Origin of the sequence: Streptomyces bicolor (genome assembly GCF_000719285.1) — a bacterium.
In the GTDB taxonomy this organism is placed as follows: domain Bacteria; phylum Actinomycetota; class Actinomycetes; order Streptomycetales; family Streptomycetaceae; genus Streptomyces; species Streptomyces bicolor.
The window spans coordinates 436,242-452,814 of the sequence record NZ_JOFS01000009.1; the positions used below are offsets into that span (position 1 = coordinate 436,242).

General features: G+C 63.5%; 18 protein-coding genes. 9 read left to right on the forward strand and 9 right to left on the reverse strand.

The features are described 5' to 3' along the window. Positions 1–31: 31 nt before the first annotated feature. The 4 genes from dbpB (IF78_RS0115030) to IF78_RS0115045 are packed head-to-tail and all read right to left on the reverse strand — an operon-like array spanning position 32 to position 4,472. Complete coding sequence (gene dbpB, locus IF78_RS0115030; protein ID WP_031477135.1) at positions 32–1,129, reverse strand: DGQHR domain-containing protein DpdB; 1,098 nt, start codon at positions 1,127–1,129, stop codon at positions 32–34. 48 nt (positions 1,130–1,177) lie between these two features. Beyond that, entirely contained in the window at positions 1,178–2,422 is a 1,245-nt protein-coding gene (dpdA, locus tag IF78_RS0115035; RefSeq protein ID WP_031477136.1) for a tRNA-guanine transglycosylase DpdA, read from the reverse strand. Beyond that, positions 2,419–3,561 carry a DGQHR domain-containing protein DpdB gene (gene dbpB / locus IF78_RS0115040; protein WP_031477137.1) on the reverse strand — a complete coding sequence of 381 codons (1,143 nt, stop codon included), beginning with the start codon at positions 3,559–3,561 and terminating at the stop codon, positions 2,419–2,421. The genes dpdA and dbpB (IF78_RS0115040) overlap by 4 nt, the downstream gene beginning before the upstream one ends. Then, complete coding sequence (locus IF78_RS0115045) at positions 3,558–4,472, reverse strand: hypothetical protein (RefSeq protein WP_031477138.1); 915 nt, start codon at positions 4,470–4,472, stop codon at positions 3,558–3,560. The genes dbpB (IF78_RS0115040) and IF78_RS0115045 overlap by 4 nt, the downstream gene beginning before the upstream one ends. A gap of 109 nt (positions 4,473–4,581) precedes the next feature. Here IF78_RS0115045 and queC point away from each other — a divergent pair, with 109 nt between their 5' ends. The 5 genes from queC (at position 4,582) to IF78_RS0115070 (ending at position 7,945) form a co-directional block, all read left to right on the forward strand. After that, a complete protein-coding gene (gene queC / locus IF78_RS0115050; RefSeq protein ID WP_031477139.1) occupies positions 4,582–5,277 on the forward strand; it encodes a 7-cyano-7-deazaguanine synthase QueC in 696 nt (231 codons plus the stop codon). A 2-nt stretch (positions 5,278–5,279) separates the two neighbouring features. Next, entirely contained in the window at positions 5,280–5,915 is a 636-nt protein-coding gene (queE, locus tag IF78_RS0115055) for a 7-carboxy-7-deazaguanine synthase (RefSeq protein WP_031477140.1), read from the forward strand. Next, on the forward strand, positions 5,915–6,271 hold the full coding sequence (gene queD, locus IF78_RS0115060; RefSeq protein ID WP_030951629.1) for a 6-carboxytetrahydropterin synthase QueD: 357 nt from the start codon (positions 5,915–5,917) through the stop codon (positions 6,269–6,271). Before queE ends, queD begins: the two co-directional genes overlap by 1 nt. 3 nt (positions 6,272–6,274) lie before the next feature. After that, positions 6,275–7,042 carry a GTP cyclohydrolase I FolE2 gene (locus IF78_RS0115065; protein ID WP_031477141.1) on the forward strand — a complete coding sequence of 256 codons (768 nt, stop codon included), beginning with the start codon at positions 6,275–6,277 and terminating at the stop codon, positions 7,040–7,042. An 81-nt stretch (positions 7,043–7,123) separates the two neighbouring features. Beyond that, a complete protein-coding gene (locus tag IF78_RS0115070; protein ID WP_037640515.1) occupies positions 7,124–7,945 on the forward strand; it encodes a protein kinase family protein in 822 nt (273 codons plus the stop codon). Positions 7,946–8,122: 177 nt separating this feature from the next. Here IF78_RS0115070 and IF78_RS0115075 read toward each other — a convergent pair whose 3' ends face one another. Continuing rightward, a complete protein-coding gene (locus IF78_RS0115075) occupies positions 8,123–9,109 on the reverse strand; it encodes a phosphotransferase family protein (RefSeq protein WP_031477143.1) in 987 nt (328 codons plus the stop codon). Between the two features lie 113 nt (positions 9,110–9,222). Continuing rightward, entirely contained in the window at positions 9,223–9,771 is a 549-nt protein-coding gene (locus tag IF78_RS50430) for a helix-turn-helix domain-containing protein (RefSeq protein WP_324617254.1), read from the reverse strand. A 121-nt stretch (positions 9,772–9,892) separates the two neighbouring features. Between IF78_RS50430 and IF78_RS0115085 the strand changes: the two genes are divergently transcribed. Together IF78_RS0115085 and IF78_RS0115090 are read left to right on the forward strand one after the other, a co-directional pair. Further along, entirely contained in the window at positions 9,893–10,906 is a 1,014-nt protein-coding gene (locus IF78_RS0115085; RefSeq protein WP_031477144.1) for an AAA family ATPase, read from the forward strand. Then, the gene (locus IF78_RS0115090) at positions 10,903–11,454 is read left to right on the forward strand and encodes a guanylate kinase (protein ID WP_031477145.1); all 552 of its coding nucleotides are present in this window, start codon (positions 10,903–10,905) and stop codon (positions 11,452–11,454) included. Before IF78_RS0115085 ends, IF78_RS0115090 begins: the two co-directional genes overlap by 4 nt. 11 nt (positions 11,455–11,465) lie before the next feature. Here IF78_RS0115090 and IF78_RS0115095 read toward each other — a convergent pair whose 3' ends face one another. From IF78_RS0115095 to IF78_RS49675, 3 genes are all read right to left on the reverse strand, one after another. Then, complete coding sequence (locus IF78_RS0115095) at positions 11,466–12,323, reverse strand: NAD(P)-dependent oxidoreductase (RefSeq protein ID WP_051827853.1); 858 nt, start codon at positions 12,321–12,323, stop codon at positions 11,466–11,468. A gap of 22 nt (positions 12,324–12,345) precedes the next feature. Next, positions 12,346–12,996: an HAD family hydrolase gene (locus IF78_RS0115100; RefSeq protein WP_031477147.1), complete on the reverse strand. Its 651-nt coding sequence runs from the start codon at positions 12,994–12,996 to the stop codon at positions 12,346–12,348. Between the two features lie 177 nt (positions 12,997–13,173). After that, entirely contained in the window at positions 13,174–13,521 is a 348-nt protein-coding gene (locus IF78_RS49675) for a helix-turn-helix domain-containing protein (RefSeq protein WP_234439715.1), read from the reverse strand. A 543-nt stretch (positions 13,522–14,064) separates the two neighbouring features. On the opposite strand from IF78_RS49675, the gene IF78_RS43645 reads away from it, so the two are divergent. Beyond that, a complete protein-coding gene (locus tag IF78_RS43645) occupies positions 14,065–15,396 on the forward strand; it encodes an NsdA family TPR-like regulatory protein (RefSeq protein ID WP_063762126.1) in 1,332 nt (443 codons plus the stop codon). An 8-nt stretch (positions 15,397–15,404) separates the two neighbouring features. After that, on the forward strand, positions 15,405–15,950 hold the full coding sequence (locus IF78_RS0115115; RefSeq protein ID WP_031477150.1) for a GNAT family N-acetyltransferase: 546 nt from the start codon (positions 15,405–15,407) through the stop codon (positions 15,948–15,950). The last annotated feature ends 623 nt before the right edge of the window (positions 15,951–16,573 follow it).

Below are 16,573 nucleotides of genomic sequence, written 5' to 3' on the forward strand. Positions count from 1 at the left end.
TCCGGGGAGACCACCAAGGGCAAGGCTTCGGCTACTTGCCGACCAGGGTCTGCAGGTGAGTGCTGAGCAGCCGTACGTCTTTGGCCGTGTTCTGGAGGCCGTTCCAGTTGCGTTCCTCGCCATTCGAGAACTTCCACGTGCCGCCGGGAGTCCAGGCGACGTGCTTCTCGAGTCGGCGCAGGCTGATGCGGATCTTGTCCCAGTTGACCTTGTCGTAGTGGACGCCTGTGGTGAGCTGATCCATTACATAGCCCATGGCCTGGATGCCCACGCCATGAGTCAGCCTGGAATCCTTGGGAGGCTTGTGCCACGCACCCTCGAAGACGTTCTCGACTGCTGTCCAGAAGCCCAGAAGGTGCGCCAGCATCGCCTCCTCGTCCGCGGAGCCGTCCTCGGCATTCCGGTACTGGAAGAGTGCGCCCTCGTAGATGCTGTGCTCCAGCATGCTCAGAATGCTGTTGTCCTTGATATTGCCGGTAGGCGACGTGGGGCTGCTGATCCTTCCGCAGAAGGGGCCGTCTCCCATGTTCAACATGACCATGATCTTCGCGGCGAGCTGGCGGCGCGCGTACGAGCGCGGCAACTTGGCGGTGGTCTCTGGCAGGAGTTCGTACACGAGCCCCTTGGGCAGTGGCTTGGTCGAGTTGACCAAGATGAACTGCGACCGCTGCTCTTCCTGAGACGCAATGAAGCCCACAGCCGCGACGGGGAACTCTGCCAGGTCGGCGTCCCTGATCGCTGCGCTGCGCTGCTGACCGTCCACGAGCCAGGCCGGCTTCTCGTCGTCAGCCAGTGACTCGTCGACCGGGATGATCAACTCGCCGGGGATTGAGTAGCTCACGCTGCCGCCGCGAACCGCGGGTTCGAACGTGACGCGATCATCGAAGCCGAGAACCAAGGCGTTGGGGAGCATCGCGCCCTCGGACTCAAGGTAGCGGCGGATCGAGCGGATGTGGCTCAGGACCTCAGGCCGCTGGTACCCCTGCAGCTTCCTCTGGCTGTCGCGGCGGATGCGCGAGACGGCTGCAAAGTCTTCCAACTTCTTGCCATCGACAGCGAAGCAGTAGATCTCCTTGTCACCTTGGAGCACCTTGAGGGCGGGAACCTTCAGAACGTAGCGGTCGGCCACATCATCTCCTGTTTGAGTTACTTTGAGTGCTGTGCGCGGTCTGGGCGATTATGTGAGCGGCAGCTTGCGCATCTTGGCTTCGAGCACAGTCATGTTATGGAACCCGCGACGCTTGTTTCTCTCGGTTCCGCGGAAGATGACCATGTCGATCTTGTGCTTCTTGCAAAGTTCACACGGGCAGCGATCCCAAGGGCGGTCGACAAGAGTTTCCCTGTAGTCGTCGACCTTCTTTAGTTTCTTTGCGTCACCGATGAGGGCGTGATAGGCACGCAAAGCATCGATGACCTCCTGCACGTCGAAATCCTCATCGTCTCTATAACGGCGCAGCAGTTTGAGGCATTCACGTTCAGCTTTGATTGCCGCCGACTGCGAAACCACACCCGCCAAGATCAGTCGCTTTAGAGTAGGGTTTCCATCAACTTGGGGAACCCTAATCGCAACGTACGAACCATCGGCGGTGTGGTAGTTGTTCTTCTCATCCATGAAGGCTTGCCGGAATGCCGATGTACTATCGAAACTAGTGACGTGATAATCGGCGAAGCGTTCCATGCTGTCGATGCGGGTAATTCCGAGAAGATGGAACCCGACGTCATGCTTGCGAATCTTGGAAATTTCCTTAAGGCAAGCAATGATTTCCGGCGTCTTCAGCGGAACCATGCCCCCCAAGGCGATGCGCTTGTAGCCCATTTTCTGGAGTTGCACGACACTATCCGCGTAGCTGGCCGGGCTCCAGCCCTGCGCTGCGCCGACTGGCTCCAGATGCAGTTTCCCGTCAGCGATCAGTCTATTGTGACTTTTAGTGGCCTTGAAGAACTTCTGCGCATAATCGAGTGACAGATCGCGACGCGTTACCCATGCCTCCTCGACCTCCTCGGCGGGAGCATCGGGCCGGTACCCGAAGATCACGTGGTCGATACTGATTCCCGCATTGAATCGACACTCAGTGTAGTAGTGGAGAACTTCAGGAGTCTCGTAAGGTGGGCGCTCTTCATTGATGTAAGTGAAGGATCCGCAGTCGCCTAGGCTCTCCATCGGCTCAGGCAGCCCGAAAAATGTCCTCACACCGTCTCGATAAAGCCGCGCCCTCTGAGGGGCACTGTACTTCCCCGCTCCCTTAATCGACCCATCTACGATGGCCTTGCTGACCAGTATCCCGTCGTAGGGGGCCGGCTTCACAGCCTGATGGGCATACAAGTCGTCCCGCTGACGATGGCGCTCATCGGGGTACTCATCGTGGATAAAGTCATACCTGGGATAAATCTGGTCTTGACTATCAGGGAAGTAGAACTTCACGACGCGCTCGTCCTTGACTGGAGGTAGATGCGAATCAAAAGGTTCGATAGGGTGCTGATATGGCGCGGCAAGTTCTGGAGTTCATTCCACGGGGTGTTGAGTTCCGGCCAGCGCCCCTTGGTCCATCGGCATTGTGGCGCGATGAACGCCAGCTCGGCCTTAGCTCTCTCATAGGCTTCCGGCGTACCTGGTTCTGCGTCGGCTAGCACGCGGTCCATGACTCGGTCCATCAGTCGCCCCATCGAGCGGATGCCGACGCCGTGCATGAGGCGGCTCTTGGTAGGAGACACGCCCCAAGCGTCAGGGAAGGTGTCTCGCACAGCACTCCAGTACGTGACAAGAATGTTGCGCATTGCGTCAGTGTCGACCGTACCGTTCGAGAGATTCTTGTACGGGAACAATGCGCCCGACGGTTTCAGAGACTCCTCAATAGCCGAGATCAGGCTATTGTCCTTCACTACAGCGTTGGACCGTCTATCCGTGATCGTTGACGCCTGCTTGATCAGTCCCTTGAAGGGAGAATCAGCGTCCTGGTTCAGAGCACTCACCAAGACGGAAGGCAGCTTCTTCGCGGACAGCTTCGTCGGGAGTTTGGTATGCACCTCGGGGAGAAGTTCCGTCACCAGGCTGCCGGGCAGGGGCGACACGGTGTTGACGCGAAGGAACTGATCACGCTGCACCTGAATGTCCTCAGCCACGAAGCCAGCCACCGTGACAGGCAGCTTGGACCGCCGAGTACGTGCAAGGGCAAGGCTTCGCTGCTGACCGTCCACAATGAAGGCAGGCCTGGGCGCGGTTGACGACTCCGGCAGGGGAATCTCCAACGTCCCGATCGTGGAGAGGCCGTCTGTACTGTTCGGCCCTCGGCTTCCCCGGAACCGTACCGAGGTGGGCAGAGCAAGGATGAGTCCGTTAGGGAACAGCACGTTCTCGCTGTCGAGGTATTCCAGGATCTGCTGCACATGCTGCTTCTTCTCCGCCCTCTGGTACCCGAACAGTCTGCCTGCCTCGTCCCGAGAGATCCGGGCCACGTCGGCTACGCGGTCAATCTCTCCCGCTTCGAGCGCAAACACATACAGCGGGATGCCCGGATTTTGCTCGATCCGTAGTGCCCTGCGGCGGATGACGTTTTCTGTCACCGTTCCCCCATGGTCCTCTTGTATAGATTCGCAAATCTGCTTTGCTCGCAGGCTTTGCCGTCATCGCGCAAGGCTCGCAGCAGCCGTGTGCGGGAGACGCCCGGCAGCTTCGCTGTCTCCCGCTTGATGAAGACGATCACGTCTTCATCCGACATGGGCTGTCGGTTGTACTGCTCTGGTTTCGTGGTGGCTGCCGCCCACTCGTTCCACGCCTTCTGCGTGGCCGGCGAGATGAGGGTGCCGTCCTTGGAGTGCTGGAGCCACGACTCGGCCATGCGCACATTCAGGCTCGTCAACGTGCCCCCCAGCGCATGGCGCAGCCCAGCGTCGGAACGAACGCGGTGGATTCCAGGGATCTCACGCAAACCGCCAATGAGAAGCGCCTCACCCCCGAGGGATCCAAGAGCTAGGAGTTCCTCCTCCATCGCGCTTGCATAGACTTCGGAGAGCGCCATGAGCACCGGCCCCCGCTGGCCGAGTTCCTGGAGTTGGGCTTGGCCGGATCCCGCTTGAAGGTGGCCCCACCACTGGGCGTTCTCCGCTGCAGATGTGGCTACTGAGTCGGCGTGCCGCGTGCTGAAGGTTGCCGCATAGGCAGGCGCAGCCTGCGTCTTCGGCTCTACCGGCTGTAGGCCCAGTCCGGCCGATGCCACCCACAGTTGCGTCTTGAAACCTGCTGCCGAGGCAGCCACCGTCAGTCGGCGAGCTCGGGTCCAGTGATCACCGCGGTAGAGGTCCGTGAGCGAGGGCAGGGAGGCTCCGCCGCGTGCGGTCGCTGTCTGGATGCGCTTCTGCCAGTTACTGGAGCGTTCCTCCACGCTGCCCTTCGGCAGGTTCCTGGCGTACAGAGCTGCGTCCGGTGTATCGACCTTGCGGTCGGTACACGTAACCACCAGCGATAGTTGCCTCACGCAGCTCGACTCCTGACAGCCATAACTAGTACCTGATGGCGGTTACTCTACCTGCCAGTTATCACGCTAGGCTGCACGCGTACACGACGGTCTAACTAGGGAGTAAGGCATGGGACGTCCTGCGATCGTTTTGCTGAGCGGTGGTCTGGACTCGACCACGGTTCTGGCCATCGCGAAGGACCAGGGCTACACGCCGTATGCCCTCAGCTTCCGGTACGGCCAGCGCCACAGCGTGGAGCTTGAGGCTGCGAAGCGCGTGGTCGCGGCCCAGGGTGTGGCCCGGCACGTCATTGCTGACATTGACCTGCGAGTTTTCGGTGGGTCTGCACTGACCTCCGACATTGACGTGCCCAAGCACGACTCCCTGGACCACACCGAGGAAGGCGGCGTGCCGATCACCTACGTGCCTGCACGGAACACGATCTTCCTGTCGTTCGCTCTGGCGTACGCCGAAACTGTCAACGCCAGTGACATCTTCACTGGTGTAACTGCGGTCGACTACAGCGGTTACCCGGACTGCCGGCCTGAGTACATGGAGGCCTACGAGCGCATGGCCAACTTGGCCACCCGCGCCGGGGTCGAGGGCACGCAGAGTCTCAAGCTCCACTCGCCGCTCATCGCCATGTCGAAGGCCGACATCGTCCGTGAGGGCCTGCGCCTCGGCGTGGACTACGCCCTTACCTCCTCTTGCTACGACCCGGACGAGCAGGGGCGGGCATGCGGACATTGCGAGACCTGCCTGCTCCGCCTCAAGGGCTTCGCCGAGGCCGGCGTCACAGACCCCGTGCAGTACCAGGGCGCGTGAGAATGACCTACCTGGTCAAGGAGATCTTCTACACCCTGCAAGGCGAAGGGAGTCACGCAGGCCGTCCAGCCGTCTTCTGCCGCTTCTCCCGGTGCAATCTGTGGACGGGCCTGGAGAAGGATCGTCACCGTGCGATCTGCCAGTTCTGCGACACAGATTTCGTCGGAACCGACGGGGAAGGCGGCGGCCGGTTCCGGACCCCGGACGACCTCGCTCAAGCCATCGAGCAGGCGTGGCCGTCGTCATCCAGGGAGCATCGCTTCGTGGTGTGCACCGGCGGCGAGCCGCTTCTACAACTCGACGAAGCGGCGATCGACGCGCTGCACGCCCGCGGCTTCGAGGTTGCCGTAGAGACGAACGGCACCCGCGTACCGCCGAACGGCATCGACTGGCTCTGCGTCAGCCCCAAGATCGGCTCCGAACTGGTCGTGACTAGCGGAGACGAACTGAAGCTGGTCTACCCTCAACTGGGCGGCGACCCCGGTCAGTTCGAGCATCTGGATTTCCGGTACTTTCGGCTCCAGCCCATGGACGGCCCGGACGTTGAAGCCAACACCAGGGCGACTGTCGACTACTGCATGAAGAACCCGCGCTGGATCCTCTCTCTCCAGACGCACAAGTATCTGGGAATTCAGTAATGGAAATCTTCCGCGAGTTCACCTTCGAAGCTGCACATCGCTTGCCCAACGTGCCCGAGGGCCACAAGTGCGCGCGCCTGCACGGCCACTCCTACAAGGTCATCGTCCATGTCGAGGCTCCCGTCGACCCCGAGTCGGGCTGGGTCATGGACTTCGGCGACCTCAAGAAGGCCTTCAAGCCCCTCGAAGCGCAGCTCGACCACTATTACCTCAACGACATTGAGGGCCTGGAGAACCCGACTAGCGAGGTCCTCGCCCGCTGGATCTGGGAGCGGCTGAAGCCGACCCTGCCCGACCTCTCCGCGCTCACCGTTCGCGAGACGTGCACGTCCGGCTGCACCTATCGGGGCGAGTGAGCGATGCACGACATCCAGAACGAGACTGACACCCGCGGCATCGAGATCGACGATGTTGGCATCAGCGGCCTGCGCTACCCGCTGTACTTCGAGGACGGCCACCTCCGCCAGGAGGGCATCGCCGAGATCGACGTGACCGTGCGGCTCCAGCATGACCGCCGGGGCACCCACATGAGCCGCATGGTGGCTCTCGTCCACGAGCACCTTCGCCGGTTCGATCCGCGCAGGCTGCCGCACGTGCTGAAAGTCGGTGCGGACCTCCTGGATGCACCGGCGCTCGCGGTGTCGGTAGCCGTCCCGCTGAGCACGACCGTAGTCGCGCCAGCGACTGGCTCCGAGTCGTACCAGGTCCACGATGTCCGGTTCGACGGCCGCTGGGACGACGGAGACACGACGGTTATCACGTCGGTTACCACCGAGGTCACCAGTCTGTGTCCGTGCTCGAAAGCGATCTCTGACTACGGCGCCCACAACCAGCGCAGCCGCGTCACGCTGTCCGTGACAGGGCACGGGGACACTCCCTACCCCTTTGCGGTGCAGCAGGCCGTACGACTCTTGGAACGGTGTGCGTCCGCTCCCGTCGTGCCCTTGGTAAAGCGTCCGGATGAGCGTGTGCTGACGATGCAGGCGTACGACCACCCTGTGTTCGTCGAAGACATTGCCCGCGAAGTCAGCCACGTCTGCCGCGAGCGGGGTCTTCGTCACTCGGTGAGGGTCCGCAACCTAGAAAGCATCCATAGCCACGACGCCGTCGCATACGTCGCCGGGTGAGCGAGCATCGGGTAGAAGCCGCTGCGCATCGTTCTGCTCACATCGAGTGGTTGCACGACAGAGCAGTGAATGATGTGGCCCATGCCCTCGCATCCACTGCTGGACGTTGAAGCCGTTGATCTGTTGGAGCCGTACCTGGAAGACGTGGGCAGCATCTTCCGAGCCTTCCGCGACCAGGACTCTGGCTGCCAGTCTTACGGGGTGGCTGTCGGCGATGAACGGTGGTTCGTAAAGGGCGCAAACACTCCGCCGGCAGCATCCTCATTACGCCGAGCCGTGGACGTGCACGGCGCAGTGCAGCACTCGGCGATCGTGCCCCTGCGGCACTACTTCCAACTCGGAGATGGCCTGGCGCTGGTCTACCCCTGGGCCGAGGGTGAGGTCCTATATCACCCCACGACCCATGCACACGGGGGCCGCGCCGCCCCAGACAGCCCGATGGCCCGGTTTCGCAGGCTGCCTGTCCCCGACATTCTGCGGGCGATGGACGAGGTCCTGGACGCACACCTGGCTGTCGAGCAGGCGGGGTTGGTCGCGGTCGATCTCTATGACGGATGCTTCCTGTACGACTTCGAAGCACACCGCATGGTCTTATGTGATCTGGATGAGTACCGGTTTGGGCCCTTCATCCTGGAAGAGGAAAGGCTCCCAGGGTCACGGCGCTACATGGCGCCCGAAGAGTTCATCAGGGGCTCGACCATCGACATTCGCACGACCGTATTCGTGCTTGGCCGCGCGCTGCGTCTACTCCTGGACGCCGGTGATGAGGAGCAGGCGTGGCGCGGCTCTCGTGCTCAGCTGGCCGTGATTCAGCGTGCGACGGCCGACGATCCCGCTCATCGGTTCGGCTCTGTCGAGGCGTTGACGCAGGCATGGCGTGGCGTCTGGGGTCTCGACAGTTGATTTCTAAGGTTCGGCGACTGAGCTGAGCGAGTGCACAGCCGAGGAGGGTGCATGCCATCTTCGTTGTCCGACGAGACTGCGGTCCCCGAATCTTCGGGTAGCTCGTCGGGCCTGGCCTGAGACAGCCCTGGCAGGTTGTGGCCAGGATCCCGCTGAGACCGTGGACGGCCATCGTCCTCAGAGCCGCCAGCGCCGGCGATCCGCGAGCCATCGCAGAGTTACCTCGCCACACCATGTCTGGTGCTGGCGAATGTAAGGGGACCAGTCCGCCGGTGGCTGCGCGCCGGAGACCAGGAAGAAGCCCGAGAGGGCGGCGAGCACAGCATCGAGCTGTTCGCCGTTCACTCCTCGAGCCGTGGGATGGGTCTGGAAGAGGGCGGTGGCATCGTGGCCGTCCGCGTACGCGGTGGCCAGGAGCAGTACGAGGTCGAACCAGCTGGCGCCGAGGCAGGGCCAGTTCCAGTCGCAGATCCATGCGGTCCCGTGGGCGTCGATGAGAACATTGTCCTGACGCAGGTCGTGGTGCAGGACGGCGTTGCCGGCCACCGCTGGTCGCCATGCTGATTCCAGCTCAGCCAACGCATCCAGCTTGTCGAAAGGCACCCAGTCGGGAAGGGAAACCTTCGGGCTGGGCGCACCGGAGGCTACGGTGCGCCAGTCGTCGAAGTCGCCGCCGTCACCGACCGGCTTCAGACCAACCTGTTGAAGTTGCTCGGACGGTTCCGCGAGAGCCTCGGCGGTGACAGCGTAAGTGGCAAGGGTGAGGTTGAGGTCGTCGGTCGTCCACGGCGCGGCAGGCATACGTCCTCCTTCGACCGCGTCAAAGGCGATCACGAGCCACCCTTCTTGCTCGTCCAGCCACCGGATGCGGGGAGCTGGAACGGCCGACGGGAGCGCCTCGTTGATCAGTGCCTCGCGCCGGTAGCATTCGGCCACCACCGTGTTGGTCCGGGCGTCGACAGCTTTGACGAACTGGGAGCCGTGAGTGCCCTCGACCACGGCTGCGTACCCGCTGGTGAAGCCGCCCCCGGCGCTCTCCTCGGCGTGTACGGCACCGCCGAGATGGCGTTCGATGAGATCGCGTACCTGTTGCGGAAGCTGTGACCAGCGCGGGCGCGCGGCGGTGGAATCGTATTGAAGCCGCGGGGTGAGGATCTTCGGCATGCAGTCAGGGTGAAGGAACGCTCGACAGCGCGCGACAGGTTTCCTGCTGATTTCTGATCGTCAGCGGCGCGCGTTTCCCCTGAATCGTGGAGTTCTCATGCTGGGTACCAAGGTCAGGAGACGGCATACAGAGGCAGGGCCGGCATGACCTGGGCAGGAAGGAGCATCGGTCCTGTGAGGTCAGCGGGTGCGTCCAGGCCGTCCAGGAGCACGATGATCCGGTCGATGTTGATGAGGCGCCGCTGCCCGGACTCCAGCATCGACAGGAACGACTGGCTCAACCCCGTTAGGAGAGCCATGTCCTCCTGGCGGAGATGGCCGCGCTCTCGTACGAGTTGGCAGAGTCTGCCGAAGTCCCTCTGGAGTAGGGCGTCTTTGACGTCCTGGTGAGACCAGACCTGAGCGGGGACAGAGGGGCGAGCCGGATGGGCTGCTGTCCTACTGCGGTTGCAGCCGGAGCAGATGCTGTCGTTGTTGTACCGGCTCAGGCGGCACCCGCAGGTGGAACACCGGCGACTGGCGCGCGCGGTTGCAGTTACCTCGGTGGTTCGCGGCCCCGACACCCTGATCGTCCCCCTCGTCGAGTGTTCAACTTTTGGGCTCCGGCCAGTGCTCTGCCGGAGGGGCCAATCACATCTGCGATCAGTACCGCGGAGTATCACTGGGGCTTGGTGAAGCCGCTCAACATCGGGCGACGTGACTTTTCAACATCCGCTTACACATGGGTTCGCACGGGGCAGACTTAGAGTCCCGATCATGGTGAGTAATGGGCAGGCGGTAGGCATGGCGAAGAGTCGCGCGGGGTGGCGTCCGGACCAGCTTCGCGCCATGCGCGAAGCACATGGTCTGACGCTTGAGGGTGCCGGTGAGCGGCTACGTGAAGTGGCGCGCGCCGCTGGACTCACTGTGCCGGCAGCAAACTTTCAGACTCTGTGGCAGCACGAGCAGGGCGAGGTCTACCCCGGCCCCCACTACCGCAGGGCCTACTGCCTTCTCTACCGGTCCACCGAGCCCGAGTTGGGGTTTCGGAAGGCCCTGCCGGGCGAGCAGACGCAGTTGAAGCTCACCCCAGCGCAGGTGGAGCCTCTCGGCGACCACGTACTGGCCGTCGAGCGCGCGGTGCTGCAGATCGCTCCAGGCGACGACGCCGGCAACGACGGTCAGGAGGTTCAGCAGCGGATCATTGACGCGTGGAAACGTCGCCACACAGGCGGCGACCCGAATCGGCCAACCCTGTTGATGGTGGGTGGCTTCGCCGGAAGCGGGAAGTCGGAGTTCTCGAGGTTCATTTCACGGCTCACCGGGTGGCCCGTTCTCGACAAAGACCCCATCACGCGTCCGCTCGTTGAACGTCTACTTGTCGAGATGGGAAGCGACCCAAATGACCGCCACTCCCAGGTGTATCGGGAGAAGGTGCGGCCTTTGGAGTACCAATGCCTGCTGGAGACCGCCTATGCCAACGTCGACTGTTCGATCAGCACGGTGCTCACCGCACCGTTCGTGGCTGAAGTGAACGACGTGCAGTGGATGCGCCGGCTGATCAACCGCTGTGAGGCACGGGGCGTGACCGTGGCGGTCATCTGGATCCGGTGCGACCTGGAGACTATGCACGAGTACATCAGCTTCCGTTCAGCAGCCCGCGACAGCTGGAAGTTGCAGAACTGGGAGGAGTACGCCTCGACCGTGGATCCGGAACTACGACCAGCTGTACCGCACTTGATGGTGGACAACCGTCTCGGCGCGGCCATATCCCTCACTGATCAGGTTCGGCAGATCTTTGGGACGGTATTCGCATGAACCGGGGCATCCTGTTGTACGGTCCTCCCGCATCCGGAAAGGACACCGTCACAGCGGCGCTGTGCGAACTCAACGACGCATATTGTGCGTTCACGCGCCTGAAGATTGGCAGTGGCCGCACCCATGGCTACCGGATGGGTTCGGCTGATCAGCTCACAGAGCTGGAGGCGCGCGGGGAGGTGATCTACCGCAACGATAGGTACGGCAACATCTACCTCGTGGACCGACCCGGCCTCGTCCAGGCCACGCAGGAGGGGCGCATCCCCATCCTCCATCTAGGGCAGATTGCAGGCCTTGAGGCGGTGGTGGAGAAGTTCGCCGCGTCGTGGACCAGTGTGCTGCTGTGGTGTTCGAGGGAAAGCACCGAGATTCGATCCAAGGGGCGCGGCGATAGCGACACGGAGGCCCGCCTGACAGCCTGGGACGCTACAGCCGAGGACGTCAAGGCGAGCCCGGATTTCGCCTGGGATCTGCAGCTCGATACTGAGGCAATGTCCCCCGCAGAGGCGGCACAAGAGATTGATCTTCTGACTCGACGAGCTATTTGATCACGAGGGCACTACGGTTCGTCGCGTTCCCCGCAGTCGTGGTCGACGCAGAGGTGCGAGAGGGCCTCGTCGATGGTGAGCTCGCGCTCTCGGGCGCCCGACCACCGGCTGAGGACTCGGCTGGCTGCACGCATCAGGTCGTCCGGCAGCCCGGCCTCCCGCAGCAGGGCTGCTGCATCGTCGAGTTCCGGGCCCCAGCGCCAGGCGCGGGACGCTGTCTTGGGGATGTAGTCGATCTCGGTCAGGTAGCTGCCGCCCCGTTTGCCTGCGATCTCAAGGAGTTCGCCGGCAACGCCGCTGGCATCGGCGACGCCGTAGGCGAGCGCCGCCAGGACACGGGAGGCCTTCTGATAGCTCGAGTACGACAGCTTCAGCGCGGAGGCGGCCCCTACCTCGGCGCCTAGCACTTTGGTCTTCACATCACTCTCGCTGAACAAGGCCGTGGCCCGGATACAGCCGTCCGGGTTTCCGGACAGATACAGCGTGGGCTGCTTGCCGCCAGTCGGCGGGGAGCCGACTACCGCACCGTCGATGACTACCGCGCCGGGGAGAAGCTCTGCGACATCCTTGACGCGGCGCGGTGTGATCGCGTTCGCCTCGATGTACAACTGGCCGTCGAGCTCGCAGGCAGCCACCTGCTGTGCGACGTCCACCGCAGCCGCAGGCGGGCACAGAGACAACAGCACGTCGGCGCGCGCCACCAGCTGCCCAAGGTTCTGAACGCCTTCGAGGCCGGCGTTCTCGGCGCGGGCTAGGGAGCGGCTGCTGCGGCCGTCCGTGCACCACAGCACCCGCACGTTCTGCCTGCGCAGCTGGGCACCGAAGGCAGCGCCCATGCTGCCTGGGTGCAGCAGCCCAACTGTGATCATTTGCGAATCCGTCACGATGCCCTCAGCTCGCGGTGGTGAGCAGCAGCTTGATCGCTTGGCATGCGTCAGCGGTGATGTGCGCCGGGACTATGTCTCCTTCGGGCCAGGGCCTGCTGCCGCTGATCCAGATGGTGCGTAGTCCGGCGGCCCTGCCGCCGCGGATATCTGTCTCCACGCCGTCACCCACCACCCAACCGCCGAGCGCAAGATCGGCTCCACATGCAGCAGCTGCCTTCTCGAAGATCGTTACGTCCGGTTTCCGTTCGCCGACTGCCTCTGAGGTGCACACTGCATCAACATGATCGGCGACCCCTGAGGCGGTTGCTTTCGCTGTCTGGATCTCTGTCCCGCCGTTCGTGGCGACGACCACCTTCCAGCCGGCGCTTCTGAGCATGGCCAGGCCGTCGAGCACTCCGGGAAAGCAGGTGACGGAACGTGCCATGTGGGCGCAGTAGTCGCGCCAGAGCGTCTCGGGCGAAGGGGCAAGTCCAAACTGTGCGCGAATCACCTCGAAAGTTGAGGGGCAGCAACGCTCACGCATGAACTGGAGTAGGCGTACGCGGCCGTGGTCGTCCAGAGCGTGGTGGGCGGAGAAGGCTGAGACCCAATCGGCAAGGGGGCCTTGACGGTCAACGAGGGTGTTGTCGAGGTCGAAGATCACCAGCTGCTGCATGGAGGCCGACCCTACGGGAGGCTATGAGTCATCGGATACACAGGCGTACGTCAGCGGTCTCAGGCGCGCCCGCTCTCGTTCACAGCACATCCGAGCAGTATCCCCTGGGGCTCGGCAGCGGAAAGCTTCGCGCGCAGGCGTCGCCTCGACGGCACACCGATCGCCACCGACCGCGTCCTACAACGGCGGATGCCCCAATGGCCCCATGGGTTTGTCCTGGAGTGGAGCGGGGTGCGCTGAGGTCCGCAGCATGGGGCCAGTGAGCTCGATCGGCACATCAAGGCCATCGAGCAGCATGATGATCTTGTCGATGTTGGTGAGCCGCCGTACGCCCGATTCCAGCATCGACAGAAACGGCTGACCGAGCCCGGTCAGCGCGGCCAGGTCTTCTTGCCGTAACCCTCCAAGGCGACGGACCAGCACGCAGAAGGTCCCAAAGTCCCGCAGGGCGAGCGCCTGTTGAATCTCGGCATCGGACCAGACATGCGTCAGCGTCGGTGGCTCTTGTGTCCGGCGGATGCACACCGCACAGGACGTCTCATCGTTGTAGCGGCTGAGGTGGCACCCGCACCCGTTGCACCGGCGCGCCTGTCGGGAGCGAGGCGCCTCGAAGGTAGGTACCGCCGATACAGACACATCTCCTCCGTTTGGTGGGCATTCCCTCGCGGCCAGACTCTGGGACGACTGGTGGGGCCATCGCGGGTAAAGGACCATGACATCGGCGACTGGGCAGCCTGAGGCCTCACGGACTCGCCGAAGATACGGAGGTCCGGACGGCGGCGCCGCGATGAGCGAGTTCGGCGGCCCGGCCGAGCCGCAGTGCGCACACGGGAGCGCCCTCTGAGTACGAGCTGAAAACCCGAGAGAGCAAGACCATGCCGACCACTGACCTGCGCTGAGTGCTCGTCAAGTTCATGACCAGAAGCCTCGGATAGGAGACGATGACCAGGCGAGGGCCTGATCCGGACCCCTGGCGGACCGCATGCGGACCAGAACGGGACCAAGACCGGCAGCTCTCTGAAAGCGCGGGAACCTGACGATGCAGACCACGTAGCAGGGGGCAACGCTATGGCTGGCAACGCCGGCAAGAGCGGCCAGGATCCACGAACAGTGCTTGAGTTACTGCTCTCGCAGCAGCCCAAGACGTACGAGGAGATCGCTCGGGACTTCGGGGTGCTAGCCCGCAAGATGGGTGAGGACGCGACGCTAACTGCTCGGCACCTTCGGCGTCTTGCCTCTGGTCAGCGGTCAGGAGTCAACCCCGTCACCCGCCGTGTTCTGCAGATGATGTTCGGCAAACCGCTTGAGGAGCTGCTCAGCCCGTGGGATGGGGCGCTCGTGGCGGGGAGCACGCCTTCGGGTGTGGTCATTGCGACTGGCCATCCCACGGCAGACAAGGAGCTGATCAACGTGGCGGCACAGCGGGCCCGACGCTTCGCCTTGACTACGGGGCAGACCGACCTCACTCCCGAGGCCATGGAACAGGTCCACGCGGACGTTCAACGCCTCGCCATGGACTATCCGCAGCGACCTCTCTCTGAACTGCTGCCTGACATGATCGAGGCGCAGGACACCATTTACACCTTGCTCGAGCGCCAGCGGCGCCCTGGGCAAGCGCGGCAGCTCTACCTTCTGGCAGGAGTGACCGGAGGCCTGTTGGCCAAGGCGAGCCACGACCTGGCTGATCCGCATGCCGCGCTCACGCAGGCCCGTACGGCGTTCATGTGCGCGGACCAGGCTGATCACAACGGCTTGCGGGCGTGGATCCGCGGCGTGCAGTCCCTGGTGGCGTACTGGGCCGGCCGCACCCGAGAAGCCGTGCAGTACGCGCAATCTGGCGCGGAGTTCGCCGACCTGGCGAGCAGTACGGCCAAAGTGTGGCTGCCGATGAACGAGGCCCGCGCCTGGGCGGCACTCGGCAACGCCGACAAGTCCCGCGCAGCGATCCAGCGAGCCGAGGACGCCTGGGAGTCCGTCCAGGAGGACGAGGTGGACGAGCTGGGCGGACTCTGCACCTTCGGCCGGGTGCGCCAGATCTACTACGCGGCTGACGCCCTGACATGGCTGCCATCCGAGGCGGGAGCTGCTCAGGACTACGCCGAGCGGGCCGTGCTGGAGTACGAGGACGAGTCGGCCCCTGAATGGGCCTTCGGCGACCAGGCCGGTAGCCGTGCCGACTTGGCGATCGCTCGGATCCAGATGGGCGAGCTGGAGGGCGCGACGGAGGCCGTCGTCCCCGTCCTTGACCTCGCACCCGAGCAGCGCATCAACGGGATCGTTCACAGCGCGCAGCGAGTACACAGGGCTTTGCGGGACTCTCCGCTGGCTGAGGCAGGATCTGACCTGCAAGAGCAGATCGAGATGTTCACCCGCACACCACTGAAGTCTCTCCCCCGTTGAGGAGTCTCGTGACCTACCCCCTGCGCCTGAGCGGTCGGCGTGTGGTCCTTCGCGAGTTCACGCTGGACGACGTCGACGACGCACTGAAAATCATCGGTGACGACCGGGTCACACGCTTCCTGTCTTTCGACAGTCGCAGCCGTGACGAAGCTCAGGCCATGATCGAAGGCGCGGTGAAGCGCGCCCAGGAGTCGCCTCGGACGGAGTACTACCTCGCGGTGGCCCGGCCCGACGACGACCGCATGATCGGCTTCGCCCGTATCGCATTCGCCGGCGTCAAGGCCGGGAAGCTGGGCTATGCCATCGCGGCGGATGAATGGGGCCACGGGTACGCAACCGATGCCGCCCGGACGCTCACCGACTTCGCCTTCCGTGTTCTCCAGCTCCACCGCGTCAGTGCCGCCATCGGTCCGGAGAACTCTGCTTCGATCGCCCTGGTGGAGAGACTCGGCTTCACCAAGGAAGGAATCCTCCGGGACCACGTCTTCACCAACAGTTCCTGGCGGGACAGCGTCCTGTATTCCGTCCTCGAGCACGAGTGGCAGCCCCTGTAGGAACCACCAGACTCGGCTCCTCAGGCCCGGGGCCTTGACCCGAGCCTTCGAAATGCGGCCTCTGACCCCGGCGCGAAACCCCGCCCAGTCGGACAGGCCTCAGGTGCGTCCGGTCCCGGAGCCTTTTCGGGTGGCTGATTCGGCGACATGCCCGCCGGCGAGATAGCGACCTCCATCCCATTGCACTCCGCTCCCAAGCTTGTGCGCCCCGGCTACGAGGCCGTCGATCATGATGGCGATGCTGGGGGTACCTCTCACCCTCGGTATGGACGCCTACACGGACTCCGGCGCGATCGGTTACCCCTGCTGCGCCACCGCGGGCAGGGGGATGGCGGACTGGCCAGCCTCACGGAGACCTTCGCTGAACATCTCGAAGCTCCGGGCGAACGTCCGCACGGCAGGGGAGGGGACCGCCCGGTAGCAGGCGGCCCTGGGGGCATGATGACTGCAGGAACTTAGATATCAACGATCTTGAGGGAGAGGGGGGCAAATGCCGCATAATCTTCGTACGGGCTGATCAGCAAGCGTCCAAGCTCGCCTTCATTCCTGTGGGTAATGGGCCCCGCGACGCGCCCTTCAGGTGCTGCTAGCCCCCTGGATCCTGTGATTGGACACTGTTCTTT